The organism is Shewanella sp. M16 (assembly GCF_018224605.1).
Taxonomy (GTDB): Bacteria; Pseudomonadota; Gammaproteobacteria; order Enterobacterales; family Shewanellaceae; genus Shewanella; species Shewanella oncorhynchi.
Genome location: NZ_JAGTUL010000005.1, coordinates 193458 through 215038 on the forward strand (window position 1 = coordinate 193458; position 21581 = coordinate 215038).

Sequence of the window (21581 nt, forward strand, 5' to 3'; positions counted from 1 at the left end):
GGAGAACACGATGAAAACCCTAAAATTAGTCTCAGCGATCGGTTTATTGGTATTTGGCTCATTCATCATGACAAGTGTGTCTGCCGCCAGTATTCCCGAAGATAAAATTGATACCCTGCGCCAAGCGCCTATCAATGTCGAGCCTACGCCACCTGCGATGCAAAGTGTGCGTAATACCGATGTGAAGGAAGTGCGCAGCTATCCCATGCAACCACCGGTGATCCCACACAAGATCGACGGCTATCAGCTTGATCTTAAAGTGAACAAGTGTATGGCTTGCCATGCTCGTAGCCGCATTGGGGATTCGCAAGCGCCTATGGTCAGCGTCACGCATTTTATGGACAGGGACAATAACTTCTTAGCCGAGTTATCGCCGCGCCGCTATTTCTGCACTCAGTGTCATGTGCCGCAGTTAGATGCCAAGTTACTGGTCGAAAACGACTTTGTGGATATGGAACATCTGATCAAAGCCAACACTGAGCAGAAAAAACACTAGGAGTTAGCATGTTAGATAAACTGAAAAAAATCTGGCAGGTACTCAATCGTCCGAGTGTGCATTACAGTTTAGGTTTTTTGACCTTAGGTGGTTTTGTGGCTGGGGTGATTTTCTGGGGCGGATTTAACACTGCCTTAGAAGTGACCAACCAAGAAGCTTTCTGTATTGGTTGCCATGAGATGGAAAATAACGTCTATCAAGAGCTACAGACGACGATTCATTTCACTAACCGCAGTGGCGTGCGGGCGACGTGTCCTGATTGCCACGTACCGCATAACTGGACCGATAAAATTGCCCGTAAGATGCAGGCATCTAAGGAAGTGTGGGGTAAGGTTTTTGGGACGATTAATACCCGTGAGAAGTTTGAAGATAAGCGCCGTGAACTGGCAGAACATGAGTGGGCAAGGTTAAAGGCCAATGATTCGCTTGAGTGTCGTAACTGCCATAACTTCACTTACATGGACTTTACTCGCCAATCACCCAGAGCGGCGCAGATGCACTCAACATCACTGGCAAGCGGCGAAAAGACCTGTATCGACTGCCACAAGGGGATTGCTCATCATCTCCCTGACATGGCCGGTGTGAAGGGGTTTTAATCTAGGGCGCAGTTTTTATCCGTGTGACTTAGCCTTGCTAAGTTGGACAACTCCAGCAAAAGGCCAAGCGTACTCCACGCTTGGCCTTTTTATTGGCACGTCACTATTTTTTAGGGATGCTTCAATAGGGTGTTATTCAGTCCGATTAGCGCGCTACAATCGGGCTGGGATAGTCTTGCTTGTATGAGAGGTAAAGAGATCATGATGGAAGATCAGCCGCAACTTGAAAAACTGTTAGAAGATATTTTATGTACCAGCCCGAGTCTGTTTGAAATAGTGCAGGGGGTGCGACAGGAGGTCAAAACTGCCACCACATCGTCGCGGGCCATTACTGAAGCCGTTAAGTACGGCGGTATACTCTTTAGCACCAAAGCCAGTTTTGGTGGTGTGTTTGCCTATAAACAGCATGTTTCATTGGAGTTTAGCTTAGGTGTGAATCTTAGCGATCCACATAAGGTACTTGAAGGCAGTGGCAAGTTTCGTCGCCATATTAAGTTGGTGTCAATCGATGATATTGCTGCCAAGCGAGTCGCGGAATATATTGCGCAGGCGTTGAGTCTGGCGGATTAATGGTTGTTTGCCGCATGATGTGACTAAAACGGACGAACAAAAAAGGAGCCGAATATTCAGCTCCTTTCGTTTTGCTAAGGCTTAATAGAGATGTCTTAGCTATGCAGTCCCAAGTTAAGGGAGATTAGAAGTTCGCAGTGCGCGGTGCTCGTGGGAAAGGGATAACATCACGAATGTTGTTCACGCCCGTCACGTAAGACACTAAACGCTCAAACCCTAGACCAAAACCTGCATGTGGCACTGTGCCATAACGGCGCATATCACGGTACCACCAGTAATCTTCCTGGTTCAGATCCATTTCGGCTAGACGCATATCTAGCACGTCTAAACGCTCTTCACGTTGAGAGCCACCGATGATCTCACCAATACCTGGGGCTAACACGTCCATCGCGGCAACGGTTTTACCGTCATCGTTTAAGCGCATGTAGAAGGCCTTGATATCTTTTGGATAGTTCTTCACTACCACAGGGGCTTTGAAGTGTTCTTCGGCTAAGTAACGCTCATGCTCAGAAGATAAATCGATACCCCAAGACACAGGGAACTCGAAGGTTCTGCCACAGTTTTGCAGAATTTCAACCGCATCCGTGTAATCCACTTGAGCAAAATCGCTTGAAACGAAAGATTGCAGACGGTCGATCACAGTCTTATCAACGTGTTGGGCGAAGAAGGTTAAATCGTCCATACGCTCAGTCAATACGGCATTGAACGCGTATTTCAACATAGCTTCGGCAAGGCCTGCGATGTCGTTTAAGTTGGCGAAGGCGACTTCAGGCTCAACCATCCAGAATTCCGCTAAGTGGCGACTAGTGTTTGAGTTTTCAGCACGGAAAGTCGGGCCAAAGGTATACACTTTTGAAAGTGCACAGGCGTAGGTTTCAGCGTTCAACTGGCCAGATACGGTCAGGAAAGCTTCTTTACCGAAGAAATCTTTATCGTAATCGACTTTACCCGCTTCAGTACGCGGCAGGTTTTCCATATCTAAGGTCGATACGCGGAACATCTCACCGGCGCCTTCGCAATCTGATGCGGTGATAAGTGGGGTCGATACCCAAATAAAGCCTTCTTCGTGGTAGAAGCGGTGAATCGCTTGGGATAAACAGTTACGTACGCGAGCAACGGCACCAATAATGTTAGTACGTGGGCGTAAGTGCGCTAATTCGCGTAAATGTTCAATTGAGTGACGCTTAGCTGCCATTGGGTAAGTGTCTGGATCATCAACCCAGCCAGCGACTTCAAGTTCAGTCACTTGCAGCTCAAATGCTTGGCCTGCACCAGGAGATTCCACCACGTCGCCTGTCATCACAACAGAACAACCCGCAGTCAGCTTTAACACTTCGTTGTCGTAATTATCTAAGCTATTGGGCACGACACCTTGGATAGGATTAAAGCAAGAGCCGTCGTAAACAGCTAAAAAAGAGATGCCGGCTTTAGAGTCACGACGGGTTCTGACCCAGCCACGCACTGTGACTTTAGAACCGACGGCGTGCTCACCTTTAAATACAGATGCGACAGATGCAATGCTCATTGTTGCTTAATTCTCCAACGAAACGTTTTATATGAAAATTTTGGAGGTTTATATTACCTTGCTGGTGGCTTTTCTCAAGCTGAAAAAGGTATCCTGAGGTTAATAATATCGATATTGAGCGATATAGTGAGTTAAACGGCGGGAGGCGGTATGAGCAAGACTAGAATATTTCAAATTATCCTTGCGACCTTATCCATTTTAGGCTGGGCAATAGCCGTCTATGCGCTATTAGTGTTTAGTGATGCAAGGCCAGACCGTGAAGTTGGGGCCTATTTGACTCGTGGCGCGACATTTAGAGTCCATTGGGATCCACATGAAACCCAATTATTGCAGTATTTGATTTGGGTTTGTGGCGGTATTAGTTTGGTCAGTTTAGCGTTTAACTATTATGTCGCCCACCACAGTCGTATGGGTTATTGGTTTAATATTCCCATGTTGCTGTTAACCTCTATTGTCGCCGGTTTGTATATCCATTTGGTGGTTTAAGCTAGTCATCATTGTTTGGCTAATTTAACAGTTTGGCTTTTTAACGGTTTAGCAATGGCAAGTGAAGTCAGAGGATATCGGCAGGAATGCTTAATTGGCGGCACAGATGGTCGATAATCGCGGCAGTCGCACCCCAGATAAACCGTTGTTGATAGGGAATAAAATGCACGCTGTAATAGCGCCCTTGGCGTAAAAAGCGTTTTTGGTGGCGATTATTCGGTTCAATAAAAAAGCTTAATGGCACGGTAAAGCAATCGGCTACCTCACCGGGATCGAGTTTTAAATCAAATGCCTGCTTGATAATGCCTATCACAGGAGTGATTTCAAACCCTGTGAAGGTATTATGGGCTGGAAACGTGCCCACCACCTCGACGTTATGCCTTGAGAGTCCAATTTCCTCTTCTGCTTCCCTTAACGCGGCCGCAATCGCATCAATATCATAGGGCTCAATTTTACCGCCTGGGAAACTGATCTGCCCCGGATGAGCGCGCAGATGCATAGGTCTTTGGGTCAAAATTAGATTCAGCTCACCGTTAATCTCCAGCAGTGGGATCAAAACCGCAGCTTTGCGTAATCCAAGGTGAGGGAATGCCGCCGGATCTTGCCGCGCTAACGGGTGCAGATTAAATCTGAGTCTAAATTCCGCTTGATCCATCGACGTTCTCGTGACTGTTTAGTATTAAAGCTTACGGCTTTTGTGATGCAGCGCCAAGCAAAGGTAAAATACGGCTGATCTTATCAAAGGTTTCTTGGTACTCGGCATCCACTTCTGAATCCGCCACTATGCCGCCGCCCGCCCAGCAATAGAGTTTGCCCTGTTCGGCCACAATAGTGCGAATGGTGATGCTGGTATCCATTTGACCGTCTTGGCTGATATAACCCATAGATCCACAATAAAGGCTGCGCCGTGAAGGTTCGAGCTCTTCGATAATTTCCATGGCACGAATTTTAGGTGCGCCGGTAATTGAGCCGCCGGGAAACGCCGCGCGCAGTAAATCACTCGCTGTGAATCGGCTATTAAGCTTGGCAGTCACCGTACTGACTAAGTGATGCACGGCAGGAAAACTTTCAATCTCAAAGAGATGCGGTACACGTACTGAGCCTGCTGCCGCCACTTTGCCGATATCATTACGCAGTAAATCGACAATCATGACATTTTCGGCGCGATCCTTTGGTGAGTTTGCCAGTGTATTGGCGGCTTTCACATCTAATGCGGGATCGGTATGACGCGGCAGTGTGCCTTTGATAGGTTTGGTTTGAATATCGTCACCGCGAAGCTGAATAAAGCGCTCGGGTGAAATCGATAAAATCGTGTTTTGCGGCAGACGCATAAAGGCCGAGAAGGGTGCTTTATTGGCATTGCGCAGTTGGCTATAGGCCGACCACTCATCGCCTTGATAATGGGCTTCGAATCTTTGGGTTAAATTTATTTGATAGCAATCACCGCTGTGTAAATAGGCTTGAACTGCTGCAAATTTTGCCGTGTATTGGGCTTTGTCTATCTGTGCTGTCCATGGGCTAGTAAGCACAAATGTGGCAGAATTTGGCTTTTTGGTGATTTTATCTTGAATTTTATTCAATTCAATATCGAGTGCTACTTCACCTAAATAATGCAGCAAATGCCAACATTGGTCTTGGTAATCAAAAACTAACGCCCAGTCGTAAAAACCGATGTTCATCTCTGGCAGTTGTATATCTTGCTTGGCCGTTATCGGCAGGGATTCAATTCTGCGGCCTAAATCGTAGCTAAAACTGCCCATTGCGCCACCACTAAAGGGCAAATCACAATCAAAAGATTTTGAATACCAATGGGTTAATAAAGTGTTGAGTAACTCGAAGGGATCACGGTTTGGGTCTATTGCCTCGGGTAAGCTCAAGCTCGTATCGATGAGCTTTATATCGCTACGTTCGCCCTGAGTCACTAACGTTGCGATAGGATTGGCGCAAATGATGTCGAATCTGGCGTCTTGATGCGGCGCGTTCGCCGAATCTAACAGAATAGCCCAAGTGTCATTTGCAAAGTGTTCGAAAAGTGCTGCGGTACTTAATGTCCAGTCAAGTTGGCGTGATGCAAGCTGTTTTGACGCCCTAATTGCCATCGATTAACCCTATTCAAAATGTGATGTAGCCCAAAAAGATGTGAAAGAGTATCATATTGGCCCAGAAAGAATTAAACAAAAACAAGTTAGGCCGCAAAGGCTGCTGGAGCGCTCCTACTATGTCATCTCACCATAAAATGTCTGAAACTTCTGTGATTAAACAAGCCGACTTTATTGAAAGTGTTGCGGATGCTTTGCAATACATTTCTTATTACCACCCGAAGGATTTTGTTGATGCCATGAGCCAAGCTTATGAGCGTGAACAAAGTGCGGCGGCGAAGGATGCAATTGCCCAGATCTTAATTAACTCGCGTATGTCGGCCGAAGGTAAGCGTCCTCTGTGTCAAGACACTGGGATTGTGACCACTTTCGTGAAAGTGGGTATGGGTGTCCAATGGGACAAAACCGATATGACGATTCAGGAAATGGTCGACGAAGGTGTTCGTCGTGCCTATACCAATCCTGATAACCCACTGCGCGCATCAATAGTGTCAGATCCTGCGGGCAGTCGTAAAAATACCAAAGATAACACGCCATCTGTGGTGCATATCGACATGGTGCCAGGCAACCATATCGAAGTGGCGATTGCAGCCAAAGGTGGCGGCAGTGAAAACAAAGCGAAGATGGTGATGTTAAATCCATCTGACGATATCGCCGCATGGGTAGAAAAAACGCTACCGACCATGGGCGCGGGCTGGTGTCCACCGGGTATGCTGGGTATAGGCATCGGCGGCACGGCGGAAAAAGCGGCCGTATTAGCCAAAGAAGCGCTGATGGAAAGCGTGGATATCCATGAGTTGATGGCCCGTGGCGCGCAAACGACCGAAGAAAAGCTGCGGTTAGACATTTTTGAGCGCGCGAATAGCTTAGGCATAGGTGCCCAAGGTCTTGGCGGGTTAACCACAGTGTTAGACGTTAAAATCAAATCGGCGCCTACCCACGCGGCGTCAAAGCCAGTGGTGATGATCCCGAACTGCGCGGCGACTCGCCACGTGCATTTCCATTTAGACGGTTCAGGTCCTGCGGAATTAACGCCGCCATCATTGGCCGATTGGCCAGAAATTACCCGTGAAGTGGGTGATGATGTGCGCCGCGTTAACTTAGATACTGTGACTCAAGCGGATATCGAGCAGTGGCAGAGCGGTGAAACCATTCTGCTGAGCGGTAAAATGCTCACAGGTCGTGATGCTGCCCATAAGCGCATTCAAAGCCTCATCGAAAGCGGTGAAGGTCTGCCAGAAGGCGTGGACTTTACCGGTAAGTTTATTTACTACGTTGGCCCAGTTGATCCAGTGGGTACTGAAGTTGTCGGTCCTGCGGGCCCAACCACAGCAACTCGTATGGATAAATTCACGGACCTAATGTTAGAGAAAACTGGCTTGATGGGCATGATAGGTAAAGCTGAGCGCGGCCCTGCGACAGTTGAATCGATCAAAAAACACAAAGCGGTATATCTAATGGCCGTTGGCGGCGCTGCGTATTTAGTGTCTAAAGCGATTAAACATTCTCGCGTCGTGGCCTTTGCTGATTTGGGCATGGAAGCGATTTACGAGTTTGATGTGCAAGATATGCCAGTGACTGTGGCTGTGGATTCACATGGCGTGAACGCCCATGAAACTGGCCCTGCAATTTGGAAAGTGAATATTGCCAACGCGAAAGCGTAAAGGTGAGGATGCAGCGGATTGAACTTGATGGCTTTTTAAGCAAAATAGCTTAAGTTTGAGTTCTGATATCTGTTCTTGAGGTAAAACGCTGCGCCACTGACATTTTGTCACAAAAAAATACGCTCAGGTTCGCCATTTGGCTTGCCTGAGCGTTTTTGTTTCGATAGTGTGGCAAGCTTATCTTCGAAAGATACGATCTCAGATCGTTTTTTAACATTCGTGCGGTTGCAACTCAGTAGAACTATTGCAATTTCAATAGAACCCTTGCAATGATTGGCGCAACTATCGAACCAGTTTAACCAAAGACGGACATAACAATGAAAATAGCTCCTCTCCTATTGGCGCTCGGCGCTGCGGGACTGGCGTTATCAGCCCAAGCGGCCGATCCAACGCCTTTTACTGTGCAACAACTCATTAAACTCAATAAGATGCACTCTGCGACTGTGTCCCATGATGGCACTAAATTAGTTTATGGTCTTAAAACGGTAAACGATAAGGGAGAGGCCAGCTCGGATCTGTATCTATTAGATTTGATAGACACGAAGGCGAAACCACTGCAATTGACCTCTGCCACGGGCACTGAGCACGATGTGAGCTTCGCCAATGACGACAAGTCGATTTATTTCCTTGCCAGTCGCAGTGGTTCAAGCCAGTTATTTCAACTGCCATTAACGGGCGGTGAAGCGGTACAAGTTTCTGATTTACCTTTGGATATTGATGGCTACAAATTATCAAACGACGGTAAACAAGTTGTACTCAGCATGCGTGTATTCCCCGAGTGTAAGGACTTAGCCTGCTCAAAGGATAAATTTACCGCCGAAGCTGAGCGTAAATCGACTGGCCGTGAATACAAGCAGTTAATGGTTCGCCATTGGGATACGTGGGAAGACCACGCCCGTAACCACTTATTTGTTGGCGCTGTAAACGGTGAAAAACTGACTAAAGTAGTGGATGTGACTCAAGGTTTAGATACTGAAACGCCGCCAAAACCTTTCTCGGGTATGGAAGAAGTAACTTTCACCCCAGACGGTAAGTTTGTGGTTTATAGCGCGAAAGCCCCTAGCAAAGATCAAGCTTGGACCACTAACTATGATTTGTGGCAAGTGCCAGTGACAGGCGGCACCGCAACCAACTTAACCAAAGACAATCTTGCATGGGATGCGCAGCCAACATTTTCGAGCGATGGTCGTTACATGGCCTATTTAGCAATGAAAAAACCGGGTTTTGAAGCAGATCGTTACGGCATTATGCTGCGCGATACTAGCACAGGCCAAACCAAAGAAGTTGCGCCATTATGGGATCGCAGCCCAAGCTCACTGATGTTTGCTCCTGACAATCGTACCTTGTATGTGACGGCACAAGACCTAGGTCAAGTCTCTATTTTCCAAGTGAATACCCAATTTGGCGATGTGCGTTCTGTCTACAGTGATGGCACGAACAGTTTAATTGCGGTCACTAACGAACAACTGATTTTCGATAGCAAAACCTTAGTTGAACCGGGCGATCTCTATAGCATTACGACTGAAGGTGAAGGGCTTAAACGTCTGACCGAAGTGAATAAAGACAAATTGGCCGAGATCAAGTTTGGTAAGTTTGAACAGTTCAGCTTTAAAGGTTGGAATAACGAAGACGTTTACGGTTACTGGATCAAACCGGCGAACTTCCAAGAAGGGAAAAAATACCCAATTGCCTATCTCGTTCACGGTGGGCCGCAAGGTTCATTTGGTAATGCCTTCAGTGGTCGTTGGAATGCCCAATTATGGGCGGGTGCGGGTTATGGCGTCGTTATGGTGGATTTCCACGGCTCTACTGGTTACGGCCAAGCCTTTACTGATTCAATCAGCCAAGATTGGGGTGGTAAGCCATTAGAAGATCTGCAAAAAGGCCTAGCAGCGGTGAGCCAGCAACAAAAATGGCTCGATCCGCAAAACACCTGTGCGCTCGGAGGTTCTTACGGCGGCTACATGATGAACTGGATCCAAGGTAACTGGAACGACGGTTTCAAGTGCTTAGTTAACCACGCGGGTCTGTTCGATATGCGTTCTATGTATTACGTGACCGAAGAAGTGTGGTTCGCAGAGCATGAGTTTGGCGGCACTTATTCAGATAACAAAGCGTTATATGAGAAGTTTAACCCAGTGAATTATGTTGAAAACTGGAAAACACCCATGCTGGTTATCCACGGTGAGAAGGACTTCCGCGTCCCTTATGGTCAAGGTTTAGCGGCATTCAGTTTTATGCAGCGCAAAGGGATCCCATCAGAGTTATTGATTTTCCCTGATGAAAACCATTGGATCTTAAAACCTGAAAACTTAGAGCAATGGTATGCTAATGTCTTCGGTTGGATGGACCGCTGGACTAAGCAATAACGACCCGTGCGTTTATGGGCTTTGCACCGACGAAAGCCCATAGAAGCAAGGCTCGCCCTGATAGGATTATCATCGGCAAGTCATTTAATGCTCAACTGACAATCAAAGTATTTTTAGTCTGTATTTAAACTAAGCGTTTTCTGACCAAGTGTATTTTGATTAAGTGCCTTTTGATTCAGTATCTTAAAAAGCCAGACTTTGTTCTGGCTTTTTATTGTGTCATGAAATGTTTTTAATCAAGGAGTTAAGATGAAAATTCGAGCCGCAACCTTAACTGACATCCCTGAAATAAGCGTATTACTCACTCAATTAACCCAAGAATTTATCGCCCCAACTTGCACTGCTGAGGGCGCTGCAATCTTAGTCAATGCCATGTCGATAGAGGCGATTGGTAGCTACTTTGCTATGGGTTATCAGTACCATGTCGCCATAACGGACTCAGGCCAACTCGCAGGCGTAGTGGGGATGAAGGCGAATAGTCACTTATACCATCTCTTTGTCGCCTCCCATGCGCAGGGGCAAGGCGTGGCGCGAATGTTGTGGGAACATGCCAAAGCTCAATGTTTAGCCCAAGGCAATTCGGGCATATTTACCGTGAACTCGGCGCTGAATGCGCAGGCTGTGTACTTAGGCTTTGGCTTTGTGCCCCTTGGACCCGAGCGAGAACGCGGCGGGATCCGCGATATTCCCATGCAGCTAGTGCTTTAGGTTGACTGTACTCATTTATCATCCGAACACGAGCACTATCATTCGACTGAATAGTAATTCAACGAAAAAGCTTGAGCGAAAAGAGCTTGAATTAAAGCACTAGAGTGCAAAGAACTTGAATAAAAAGAACTTTACCGAATAGAACTAAAAATAGAGGAATTATGGCAAATTTAACATTTTATCCCATCGGCACCGTAGGCGAAAAATGGGGCGAGGCTGAAAAAGCCGCATGGCTGGCGAGTACCCAAATCAAGCGTTCGTATCAGGACGATGTCGTGACGCCACTCAAGGCGATGGAAGCAGCACTCTTGGCACTTGGGCTTACCGTTGTGCAATATGGCGCCTTGTCGATAAATGCGGAGCGTTATCCCTTGCTTGCGGTTAAGTCAGCGTCCTTCGATCCTCAAAAACTGACAGTATTAGTCACGGGTGGCGTGCACGGTTACGAGACCAGCGGTGTTCATGGTGCCTTGGCATTTTTAGCGGATAAGGTGGCGCATTATGTTGATCGCGTCAATCTTGTGATCGCCGTGTGCGTGAGTCCTTGGGGTTACGAAACCATCAACCGTTGGAACCCTAAGGCTATCGATCCTAATCGCTCATTTTATGCCAATAGCCCAGCGGAAGAATCGGCGGCCTTGATGGCCTTAGTCGCATCCGTAGAGCAAGATTTTGATGTGCATGTGGACTTACATGAAACCACTGATTCAGATGAATTAGAATTTCGTCCAGCGCTTTGCGCCCGTGATGGAAAAGAGTACGTCAAAGGTACTATCCCAGATGGTTTTTATGCTGTGGGTGATACCGAAAACTCAATGGATGCCTTTCAGAAAGCTATTATTGATGGTGTGAGTAAAGTGACGCACATTGCTCCTGCCGATGAGAAAGGCGAGATCATTGGCTCGACTGTGGTGCAGCACGGGGTGATTAACTATCCGCTTAAGTCATTAGGGCTTTGCAGCAGTGTCACCGGCTGTATCTATAACACAACGACAGAAGTGTACCCAGATAGCCCAACGGCCACGCCTGCCGAATGTAATCTGGCGCAGGTTGCAGCCATCACCAGCGCCATTGATTATGTACTGGCACAGCGTTAGTCACAGTTTGTTGTGATGTTCAGCTTAGTGATCGTAAGTGAGTGATGCCCAGTTGAGTTAGCTGCTAGTGAAGTCATTTTGCGTGCGATCGATTAACGCATCGACTCCTTAATTAGGTCATTCACGGAACATCACGCAATAAAAAGCCCTCATTCGAGGGCTTCTTCATTTATGTCGCGCGGCTTTTATTAAGCACGAGCCTAGCATTGGCAGGCGATAACCTAGTTGTTGTCGCTATAGTCACGGCCATAATAGCTATCGAGGAACAGTTGTTTCAGCTCGTTAATCAATGGGTAACGTGGGTTGGCACCGGTACATTGATCATCGAACGCATCTTCGGCTAATTCATCTAACTTGGCGAGGAAGTCGGCTTCGTTGACACCGGCTTCTTGGATAGAAGCAGGAATGCCAATCGTCTTCTTGAGGTGTGTGATTTTCTCAAGCAATTTTTCGACTTTTTCTTCATCCGTCTTTCCGCCTAGTTTCAAGTGATCTGCGATGGCAGCATAACGGCACAGGGCTTTTGGCCTGTCGTATTGGCTAAAGGCCGCTTGCTTAGTGGGCAGATCCGTTGCGTTAAAGCGTATTACGTTGTTGATCAGCAGCGCATTGGCTAGGCCATGGGCGAGATGGAACTCGGCGCCCAGTTTGTGTGCCATTGAGTGGCAAATCCCAAGGAAAGCGTTAGCAAAGGCGATACCCGCAATAGTGGCGCCATTGTGGACCTTTTCACGGGCGACAGGTGATTGTGAACCCAAGTTGTAGGCATCGGGTAAATATTTGCACAGTAAGTCGAGGGCTTGTAGCGCTTGGCCATCGCTGTACTCATTCGCCATCACGCTGACATAGGCTTCTAATGCATGGGTCACCGCATCTATGCCACCAAAGGCGGTGAGGGATTTAGGCATGTCCATCACAAGATTTGGATCAACAATCGCCATATTGGGCGTGAGTTGATAGTCGGCAATCGGGTATTTTTTACCTGTTATTTCGTCTGTCACTACCGCAAAAGGTGTGACTTCTGAGCCTGTGCCTGAAGTCGTCGGAATTGCCACCATCATGGCTTTGGTGCCCATTTGGGGGAATTTGTAGATACGTTTACGAATGTCCATAAAGCGCAATGCGAGATCGGCAAAATCCACATCTGGATGCTCGTACATTACCCAAATAATCTTAGCCGCATCCATTGGTGAGCCGCCGCCGAGCGCAATTATCACATCGGGTTTAAAGCTTTGAGCGACCTTAGCGCCTTGACGGACTATGGCTAATGTGGGGTCGGCTTCAACATCGTAAAAAATTTCGGTTTCAAGGCCTTGGGCTTTTAAAATCCGCATGGTTTCATCGCAATAACCGTGGTTGAACAAAAATCTGTCTGTGATGATTAAGGCGCGTTTTTTATCGCTCAGTTCTTCGAGCGCGATGGGCAAACTACCGCGGCGGAAATAGATAGATGCAGGAAGCTTATGCCACAACATGTTTTCGGCCCTCTTAGCGACGGTTTTTTTATTGATTAGATGACTCGGGCCAACGTTTTCTGAAATCGAGTTGCCGCCCCAAGAACCACAGCCTAACGTCAGCGAAGGTGCCAGTTTGAAGTTGTACAGATCGCCAATACCGCCCTGTGAGGCTGGGGTGTTGATCAAAATACGTGCTGTTTTCATTCTAAAACCAAAGGCATGCACACGTTCTGTTTGGGTATCTTGGTCGGTATAAAGCCCTGAAGTGTGGCCAATGCCGCCGAGCGCGACTAAGGCTTCGGCTTTATCCATGGCATCGTTAAAGTCGGTGGCGCGGTACATGCCAAGTAATGGCGATAATTTTTCATGGGCGAAGGCTTCGCTGTCGCAAATGTCGGTGACTTCACCAATCAACACTTTTGTCCAGTGTGGCACTTCAAAGCCCGCCATTTTCGCGATACTGGCAGCACTTTGGCCAACGATATCAGCATTTAAACCGCCATTTTTCAAAATGACGTGTTGCATCGCAGCGGTTTCATCCTTCGATAGCATATAGCCACCGTGGGTTGCGAAACGCTCTTTAACCTGCTCATAAATACTGTCGACCACAATTACCGCTTGCTCTGACGCACAAACCACACCGTTATCGAAGGTTTTCGACATGAGAATCGAACTGACTGCGCGTTTGATGTCGGCGGTTTCATCGATAACAATAGGTGTGTTACCCGCACCTACGCCAATAGCCGGTTTACCGGAAGAGTAGGCGGCTTTCACCATGCCTGGGCCTCCCGTTGCGAGGATTAAATTCACCTTAGGGTGAGTCATTAATTGATTCGATAGTGCAACGCTGGGTTCATCAATCCAACCAATAATGTCTTTGGGCGCGCCCGCGGCTATGGCAGCATCAAGCACTAATTTTGCTGCAGTTGTGGTAGATATTTTGGCCCTAGGATGGGGCGAGAAGATAATTGCGTTACGGGTTTTAAGGCTGATTAAGGCCTTAAATATCGCGGTCGATGTGGGGTTAGTGGTCGGTACTATGCCACAAATGATACCTACGGGTTCAGCAATGGTAATAGTACCGAAGGTGACATCTTCAGATAAAATTCCGCAGGTTTTTTCATCTTTATATTTGTTATAAATGTATTCGGAGGCAAAGTGGTTTTTAATTACTTTGTCTTCAACCACACCCATGCGGGTTTCTGCGGCGGCCATTTTCGCCAGCGAGATACGCGCATCGGCAGCTGCAAGGGCGGCTGCACGGAAAATTTTATCGACTTGCGCTTGGCTGAATGTCGCATACTCGGCTTGTGCTTTCGCCACTCGCTCGACCATGAGATCCAGTTCTTGTGCATTGGTCACTGTCATGATTAATACTCCTAAAAAGATTTAGTGAATCAAGGCATTCACTAAATCCTCTTTATGGTAGAAAATTACACCTAAAGCCGCGTTGAAAGTGTGATATCAACGACAATATCGTGCTTTTATGTAATAAAACTACACTTAGGGTAACTTGTTTGTTTAAAATTGCGCTGAAAATGCATCGGCTTCGATAACTAAATATTATTCGAAGTTGTGATTTAACCTCAAAAATCTCATTTTTCAGTCAATAGCGCTTGAGATACTATACTTGCCCTCAAGCTTATTTTGATGAAGACGGCGTGACACGCACATAAGGATAGTCCCTTGGAGTTAACTCTTTACGTTAAATTTTTTCTTGGCCTCGTTGCCATCATTAATCCGGTTGGCTTGTTGCCTGTGTTTGTGAGCTTAACCAGCCATCAAACGGAGGCTGAGCGGAATCACACGGGTAAAGTAGCGAACTTTGCGGTTGTGGTGATTCTCTTAGTCACGATTGTGGCGGGGCAGCACATTCTGAATATGTTCAGCATTTCGTTATCTGCCTTTAGAATTGCTGGTGGCAGCCTGATTGCCATTATTGCGATGTCAATGTTGCAAGGTAAGTTAGGCGAAGTGAAGCGTAACCAAGAGGAAGACCGCGAATCCTCGGCGATGGAATCTGTGGCGGTTGTGCCTTTGGCTTTGCCACTGATGGCGGGACCTGGTGCTATCAGTTCGGTGATTGTCTTTGCTGCTGAGCATAATTCATTGTCGAACATTATTGCGATGTTCATTACTGTGATAGTGTTTGGTTTAGTGAGTTTTGGCCTGTTTAGAATGGCATCTATTATTTATAAGATCCTCGGCAAAACGGGTATTAACGTGATTACCCGTCTCATGGGACTCTTGATGTTATCTATTGGTATCGAAGTCATTGCGGCTGGTGTGAAGGGATTATTCCCACAGCTTTTCAGCTAGAGTCATCTTCAGTCACAGATTAAGTGTTCCTTTCTCTAGAAAAACGCATTGGAATTTTCAATGCGTTTTTTATTTCTATCTGATCCTTGTTTGACGTTTCTTAAGTTTGCTCTGCGATTAGCAAAATCTAAGCTATTGATGGAATATGGGGGAAATCCTCGTTTATCAGGATATTAGCTTGCGCAATTTCCATAAACCTTAGTCGTCCTACGGTTGATATTATGCTATACCTAGTGTTCGGTATTTGGATCTAAAACGAAGTTTAAAAGGATATTTCTATGAAATGGCAATGGATTGGTAATCTCAGTCTAAAACAAAAATTATTAATGGTTGTCTTGCCTCCACTGTTAGCCTGTTTTTTATGTGGCACGCTTTACCTCATTGAAAAATATGAATATAGAAAAGATTTAACCTTAGTAGTGCAATTAAGCGAGCTAGCCGTCACCAACAGTAATTTAGTGCATGAGTTACAAAAAGAGCGCGGCATGAGTGCTGGATTTATTGGCTCAGCAGGAAAAGCGTTTGCGGGTAAAATACCTGGTCAAAGACAATTAACGGATACGCAGCTCGGCCTCTATCAGCGTTTTATCACTGAGAATCATCTGCCGGAGATATTTGCCCCAAAACTTAGAGAGCTAAACGCTCAACTCGGGCGTTTAAATGCAATCCGCTCGCAGGTGGATAGTTTAAGTATCAGTGTCGCCGATGAAGTCGCCTATTACACTGAGTTAAATAAGTTATTACTGACAATAGTCGATGAAACCGCAAAAACGGGTGCTAATCAAGAAATCGCCATTAAAGCGACGGCTTTTAGTGCTTTTTTGCAATTAAAGGAAAGGGCGGGGATTGAAAGGGCGGTACTCAGCTCAACCTTTGGCCAAGCTGGATTTAAGCCTAAGATTTATGCCAAATTTATCACTTTGGTTTCGGAGCAAAATACCTATCAAGAGCGTTTTTTAGCGCTAGCAAATTCTGATTTATTATCCTCGTTTAACCGTTTACAGAGTTCAGCTGCAATGCATGACGTTGAGCTGTTACGTCAAATCGCATTCGAGCAAGATAATCAAAAAATCCTGCAACAAAGTCCTGAAGAGTGGTTCAGTAAATCGACCGCGCGGATTGAGCTATTACGTGAGTTTGAACAGCAAGTCTCGGCAGATTTACTTAATACCACCCATGAAAGATTAACATTAGCGAATGAGAAAATGTTCTTAGTGCTCGCGACCTTAATCTCAGTATTGGCGATAGTCTTGATATTGAGTCTATCTGTTATCCGTTATTTGCATGACAGTGTGCATCACTTATATTCGACCATCACGCAAGCCCGTAAACATTACGACTTAAGTGTGCGTCTGACTCACTCTAGCTCCGATGAATTCGGTGAACTCGCCATGGCCTTTAACGATATGATGAGTGATTTTGAAAAGGTGATCCTACATGTACGTTCCAGTGGCGCTAAATTGCAACAAGCTGTGGCGCAAATGGATCTCTGTACCCATGCCATGGAGCAAGATGTGATGGCGGGCCACAGTGAGGCAGAACAAGTGGCCTCCGCTATGACAGAAATGAGTGCAACAGTGGCCGAGATTGCCAGCAATGCAGTGCAGGCATCCGAAGCGTCTTCCGCCGCCAATATAGAGGCTAAAGAAGGCAACCTCGAAGTTGGCCGAACCAGCAAAGCGATCAAAGCGTTAGCCGACGATATTAGTGGAGCTTCTAAAGCCATTAACGATTTAGACCGTGAAATTCACGGCATAGTGGTTGTGCTTGAAGTGATCAGCAGTATTGCTGAGCAAACTAATTTACTCGCGCTTAATGCCGCCATTGAAGCTGCTCGCGCAGGGGAAATGGGTCGCGGTTTTGCTGTAGTTGCAGACGAAGTCCGAAGTTTAGCGCAGCGCTCACAAACCTCGACCTCTGACATTAAAAATATGACAGATAGATTGAAGGCGGGAGCGAGCATTGCAGTAAAAGCCATGGACAGAGGATTAGCTCAGGCTAATAGCAGTGTCCATGAAGCTGAACAGGCAGGTATCGAATTGAAACGTATTGTGGAGCAAGTAGACATTATTGACCGCATGAACGAGCAAATTGCTACAGCAACTCATGAGCAATCGGCGGTATCCGAAGACGTAAATCGTAATGCACTGAAGATCAGTGAGATTTACCTTAATACTCAAAGGATCTCCGATGAGCTTAGGGAGCTGACCAAAGCCCTGACGTTTGACGCGAATTCAATGTCAAAAGAAGTACACAAATTTACCGTCAATTAACGGTATAAAACGGTGAAAAGATTCAATAAATCACGGCGGTTTGTTTAGCAATTGTGCAACCGCCTGAAACTGAGTCTTTTTTACTTGACCCCCTTTAGGCTTTTGCGTACAGTACCGCTCCGTTAACGATGAAAGCCTCTCGGCAAGGCTATATGAAATCGTTAGTGATTCTTAAACGTGAAAGATTAACCACGCTAACATAAATCGAGATATGGTGAGGTGTCCGAGTGGCCGAAGGAGCACGCCTGGAAAGTGTGTATACGGTAACGTATCGAGGGTTCGACTCCCTCTCTCACCGCCAAATTCTAAGAAGCCGCAATTACTTATATATCAAGTAATTGCGGCTTTTTGCGTTTGCTGAGAAACGCTGGTGTACCAATGAGGTGTACCAACATGGCAACTTATCTTCATAAAAATCGTAATGGCAATTACTACTGTCGCATCCCTTTTCCTGCCAGCTTAAAAGCCGTTGGTTTTCCCTCTGAAGTAAGGTTCTCTCTCAGAACAAAGGATAGAAGCGAAGCTATGGTTTCTAACCTTGAAATAGCACTTAAAACAAAGTTGTTGATCGAGGAAATCAAAGTGGCAGAAATGTCTGAAGGTTTGAAAAACAAGGTCATTCAGAAAAGAACCGAAATTCGCGTACAAGAACGAATGCAGGTTGAAATCGATAAGAAAAACAAGCAGTACATAGAGCAGTTGAAGGCATCTATCCAGTTGAAAAATCAATTGCAGGTTGCTGAAGGCCGCAATCAGGAATTGATTAATCAGAATCAAGCGATAAAAGACAAAGCAAGAACAATACACTCTGTCGCAAAGGTAAAAGTTGAGAGTAACGAATTAGCACATCAAAAATTCACCGATTTTATTAGTGAAAAAATCGTGACAAACAATGCTCGGTCATCAAAAATAATTAGAACATTAGAGGCGTTACAAACCGAGTTTTTAGCGGATAAATTACGAGATCAGATTTCTAATAAATCGTTGAAGCAGCTTAAGTTAAGAACGGGTGCCTTGGTTGATTTTGCTGGTGGATCGACAAGAGTTGCAGATCTTACATACGGAGACGCACGTAACTTTCAGGAGCATATCACTAAGGGAAGAAGCGGAAAGACCGTTAGTGAGTATTTAAGCGCCTGTAGTCAGATGTTTAGCTATGCAAGCAAATTAGAATACGTTGAGAAGAATCACTTTAATGGCTTAAAGGTTCCGAATTCTACGGTGGGTAAACGTCAACGATGGACAAGCGAGCAACTATCTAATTTATTCAGTTGTGACATTTTCACAGAGCACAAATTTAGAAATATTGATGATTACTGGCTTCCTCTGGTCATGTTACATACTGGTGCTCGTCCGTCTGAGATCTGTCAGTTAGAAACAGGGGATTACAAGATATTATACAACACCCCGTGTTTGTCGATTACAGATGATTCTGTGTATGAAGACAGTGAAAAGCGTATTAAAAATAAAAATGCTAAGCGTATTGTTCCTATCCATCACAAACTCATTCAATTAGGCTTCTTGAAGTTTGTTGAAATCAAAGTGAAGGCCGGAGACAGGCAGTTATTTAGTTCATCCGCAATTGGTGAAGATAAAGACTGGTCTAAAGGGTTCACACAGAGATTTAGTCGAACCTTAACCAAGCTCGATCTAGAAGCTGGAAATCGGCCTACAGCGTATGGTTTTAGGCATACAGTAAGGGACGAATTTAAGCTCAAAGAATCAACTAAAGATATCGTTACTGAGTTGATCGGCCATGAAAAGGAAACCTTTGGGGAGAATCAATACACTCACAGTGAGTTTGATATTGCTCGTAAATTAGAAGTTCTGCATCAAGGGCTTAATTTTGATCATGAGTTGATTCAGGTCGCTCCAGATCCGTTATTGCGATAGGTTTTATTTGGTGTGTTTTTGGGGTGAATTTTCAAAAAACACCTCAAAAACATTGAAGCAGGTGGATTCTACTAAGTCGATTTTTTCTAGGACTTTGGTCTTTTCTGTTCCGTAACTATTTAAAATTCCGTAGTTAAGTAATGAGTTTGATAAGCATTTGTATATCAATAGGTTCACGGTATATCTTAGTCGAAACCGAGACAAACAAGTGCAGGAAAACCATGAAAGTTAAAGTCACATTTACCGCAAACCCCGTATTAGTTAAAGTTCGTTATATGGATGAATCAAACCAAGTTCAGTGGAATGTTTACGGTAATCATGTCGACAGAATCTTCTCTGTGGGAGAAGTTAAAATCCCTAAATTGTATTTTCATGCTGGAGTATGTGCATTAGAACTTTATGAAGGCTCTCAGGAAGCATTTGGTGAGGTTTTAACGCTTGATGAATACCAATGGTGCTATGCGTTGATGGTAGCCTGTGAACTCTTTCCTGAATACGTTCAAGAATATTCATTAAGCTAACCACTTTGAAACAAGATATACCGGCGTCTATCCGAGGTCAGGGAGACGCCTTTGAGTTATTAAGACGCTGAGTCTGCAATTATAGCGTTTCGAAGTGTCTCATAATGCTCTTTAGCTTGTTGTGTTGTTGCGCGGCTAGCGTAAATGTGTACGGGAGCTTTTAGTGCATAGAAAGTCTGTTTGATAGCCTCCTTCCACATGACACACTTATCATTCAATTTAATCTGACGATTTTTATTGGAAACCCACTCAACAACCGCTTTACGCAAAATACTTCTCAATTTCTCTTCAGAGCCTTGATCCCAACCAACAAATCCATGCAGATGATATCCTATATCCTCTTTCTCAGAGTATTCGATTGAAAACCATATTCTGAAATTTGTATAGGAATGGTGGTTGATGTTCTTTTGAATTCGCTTGGTAAGATCGTCTACAGACTTCTTGAGAGTGTCGGGAGTGATTGCTTGGTTTAACTCCTTACCGATGAGCAAAGTAACGGAATGAAACTGCTCGCACTGTGCTCTCATTGCTAAAGTCATTATGCACATTTTGTACAGTGTTGGTAGCTTATCCCACATAGGAAAGTCACCTGTTAAATACTCATTAGATCTATAAACTAGGAGCCTCCCAATACCTTTTTCACTAGCTGAAGTAAAAAAATCAAGATGCTCAATACGTTGAAGGAAGACATCTTTGTTTTTTGAGGTGATCTCAGGCGAGAAAATTTCCATGACTTCAGGATAAAATTTTCCTGCTAGAAATGCTTTTTTACTTGTTAATCTTGCGTCACTCGCTAAGCGTTTTGCATGAAATAATTGGTTATCGCAAAAAGGGGCATCTAACGCTTCCCACCCCCTGTTAATTATACCTTTATCTCTCTCATGCTTATTCTTTGCAGCTTGCTGAAGGTCATATTCTGCGCTAATGAGATATTTTAGAGCCTTTCGTTTGTCAGCAATTTTAATTGCTAGTTCGTAATTCACTGGTCGGAGATTTTTGACTATCTCAAAGATTTCACGAGGGTTTAACTCTCTCAACTCATCTATCTCTGCTAGGGCAGAGTTATCTTTTAATTCATTATTCACAGTGCTATACTTCTTGTCGTAAATTGTTGTTATTGAAAAAGAACCTCTTGCCGGAGGTTTTTTTATTTAAGCGCTCACAATACTTTTCTGCTCTGCCTTAATCTCATCTATTTCTTCTTGCAGCATCTCTCTAACGATCAGTTCTGGTAATTCATCATTTAGCTCAGGTTCTTCTCCTAACTTAAAGCTTGCCCGTAGGGTGTCATTTGAAAGCTTTAAGCTGGTGGCTATTGCAGACAGGGAACGAGCGATTAGCACGGCCTCTTTGGTGTCTTTTGGGGAATCAGGTAATTCATCCAAAAGCACATGTAATTTGCTGCGTAGTTTCGACGACAAAGCCAGATCATCCATAAGGAGAGCAGAGGCCTTCTCTCTTATGAAATCACTGGCTAGGGAGTCTTTCAGGGCATTTTGGTATTTGAG

The 21581-nt window shown here is 45.3% G+C and carries 18 protein-coding genes and 1 tRNA gene; 13 read left to right on the plus strand and 6 right to left on the minus strand.

The features are described 5' to 3' along the window. Positions 1-10: 10 nt before the first annotated feature. The 3 genes from KFE26_RS05355 to KFE26_RS05365 all read left to right on the plus strand — a co-directional run bounded on the left by KFE26_RS05355 (position 11) and on the right by KFE26_RS05365 (position 1662). Entirely contained in the window at positions 11-496 is a 486-nt protein-coding gene (locus KFE26_RS05355) for a nitrate reductase cytochrome c-type subunit (RefSeq protein WP_028760144.1), read from the plus strand. Between the two features lie 8 nt (positions 497-504). Then, the gene (locus tag KFE26_RS05360) at positions 505-1092 is read left to right on the plus strand and encodes a cytochrome c3 family protein (RefSeq protein ID WP_028760143.1); all 588 of its coding nucleotides are present in this window, start codon (positions 505-507) and stop codon (positions 1090-1092) included. Between the two features lie 183 nt (positions 1093-1275). Further along, positions 1276-1662, plus strand: a complete 387-nt coding sequence (locus tag KFE26_RS05365; protein WP_212599849.1) for a DUF1801 domain-containing protein — start codon at positions 1276-1278, stop codon at positions 1660-1662. A 124-nt stretch (positions 1663-1786) separates the two neighbouring features. Here KFE26_RS05365 and asnS read toward each other — a convergent pair whose 3' ends face one another. Continuing rightward, entirely contained in the window at positions 1787-3187 is a 1401-nt protein-coding gene (gene asnS / locus KFE26_RS05370) for an asparagine--tRNA ligase (RefSeq protein ID WP_105252305.1), read from the minus strand. 150 nt (positions 3188-3337) lie between these two features. Between asnS and KFE26_RS05375 the strand changes: the two genes are divergently transcribed. Beyond that, positions 3338-3673: a hypothetical protein gene (locus KFE26_RS05375; RefSeq protein WP_113939548.1), complete on the plus strand. Its 336-nt coding sequence runs from the start codon at positions 3338-3340 to the stop codon at positions 3671-3673. Positions 3674-3740: 67 nt separating this feature from the next. On the opposite strand, the gene KFE26_RS05380 is transcribed toward KFE26_RS05375, so the two are convergent. Both KFE26_RS05380 and pabB read right to left on the minus strand, forming a co-directional pair. Beyond that, positions 3741-4328 carry a CoA pyrophosphatase gene (locus KFE26_RS05380; protein ID WP_113939549.1) on the minus strand — a complete coding sequence of 196 codons (588 nt, stop codon included), beginning with the start codon at positions 4326-4328 and terminating at the stop codon, positions 3741-3743. A 31-nt stretch (positions 4329-4359) separates the two neighbouring features. Then, the gene (pabB, locus tag KFE26_RS05385; protein ID WP_212599850.1) at positions 4360-5772 is read right to left on the minus strand and encodes an aminodeoxychorismate synthase component I; all 1413 of its coding nucleotides are present in this window, start codon (positions 5770-5772) and stop codon (positions 4360-4362) included. Between the two features lie 119 nt (positions 5773-5891). On the opposite strand from pabB, the gene KFE26_RS05390 reads away from it, so the two are divergent. The 4 genes from KFE26_RS05390 (at position 5892) to KFE26_RS05405 (ending at position 11610) form a co-directional block, all read left to right on the plus strand. Next, entirely contained in the window at positions 5892-7436 is a 1545-nt protein-coding gene (locus KFE26_RS05390) for a fumarate hydratase (protein WP_028760137.1), read from the plus strand. Between the two features lie 317 nt (positions 7437-7753). Then, positions 7754-9805: a S9 family peptidase gene (locus tag KFE26_RS05395; RefSeq protein ID WP_113939551.1), complete on the plus strand. Its 2052-nt coding sequence runs from the start codon at positions 7754-7756 to the stop codon at positions 9803-9805. A 249-nt stretch (positions 9806-10054) separates the two neighbouring features. Next, positions 10055-10513, plus strand: coding sequence for a GNAT family N-acetyltransferase (locus KFE26_RS05400; RefSeq protein ID WP_105252309.1), 459 nt, complete (start codon positions 10055-10057; stop codon positions 10511-10513). A gap of 161 nt (positions 10514-10674) precedes the next feature. Next, complete coding sequence (locus KFE26_RS05405) at positions 10675-11610, plus strand: M14 family metallocarboxypeptidase (protein ID WP_028760134.1); 936 nt, start codon at positions 10675-10677, stop codon at positions 11608-11610. A 221-nt stretch (positions 11611-11831) separates the two neighbouring features. Here KFE26_RS05405 and adhE read toward each other — a convergent pair whose 3' ends face one another. Then, positions 11832-14435, minus strand: coding sequence for a bifunctional acetaldehyde-CoA/alcohol dehydrogenase (gene adhE, locus KFE26_RS05410; RefSeq protein WP_212599851.1), 2604 nt, complete (start codon positions 14433-14435; stop codon positions 11832-11834). Between the two features lie 318 nt (positions 14436-14753). On the opposite strand from adhE, the gene KFE26_RS05415 reads away from it, so the two are divergent. The 5 genes from KFE26_RS05415 to KFE26_RS05435 all read left to right on the plus strand — a co-directional run bounded on the left by KFE26_RS05415 (position 14754) and on the right by KFE26_RS05435 (position 20073). Next, complete coding sequence (locus KFE26_RS05415; RefSeq protein ID WP_006081420.1) at positions 14754-15386, plus strand: YchE family NAAT transporter; 633 nt, start codon at positions 14754-14756, stop codon at positions 15384-15386. A 278-nt stretch (positions 15387-15664) separates the two neighbouring features. Then, positions 15665-17659: a methyl-accepting chemotaxis protein gene (locus KFE26_RS05420; RefSeq protein WP_212599852.1), complete on the plus strand. Its 1995-nt coding sequence runs from the start codon at positions 15665-15667 to the stop codon at positions 17657-17659. A 213-nt stretch (positions 17660-17872) separates the two neighbouring features. Beyond that, a tRNA-Ser gene (locus tag KFE26_RS05425) sits at positions 17873-17960 on the plus strand. A 92-nt stretch (positions 17961-18052) separates the two neighbouring features. Continuing rightward, entirely contained in the window at positions 18053-19552 is a 1500-nt protein-coding gene (locus KFE26_RS05430; protein ID WP_212599853.1) for a site-specific integrase, read from the plus strand. Positions 19553-19773: 221 nt separating this feature from the next. After that, the gene (locus KFE26_RS05435) at positions 19774-20073 is read left to right on the plus strand and encodes a hypothetical protein (RefSeq protein WP_168824098.1); all 300 of its coding nucleotides are present in this window, start codon (positions 19774-19776) and stop codon (positions 20071-20073) included. A gap of 59 nt (positions 20074-20132) precedes the next feature. Here KFE26_RS05435 and KFE26_RS05440 read toward each other — a convergent pair whose 3' ends face one another. Then, on the minus strand, positions 20133-21158 hold the full coding sequence (locus tag KFE26_RS05440) for a hypothetical protein (RefSeq protein WP_212599854.1): 1026 nt from the start codon (positions 21156-21158) through the stop codon (positions 20133-20135). A gap of 66 nt (positions 21159-21224) precedes the next feature. Next, positions 21225-21581 (minus strand): hypothetical protein (locus KFE26_RS05445; protein ID WP_212599855.1); only part of this gene is annotated, 357 nt, incomplete at its 5' end.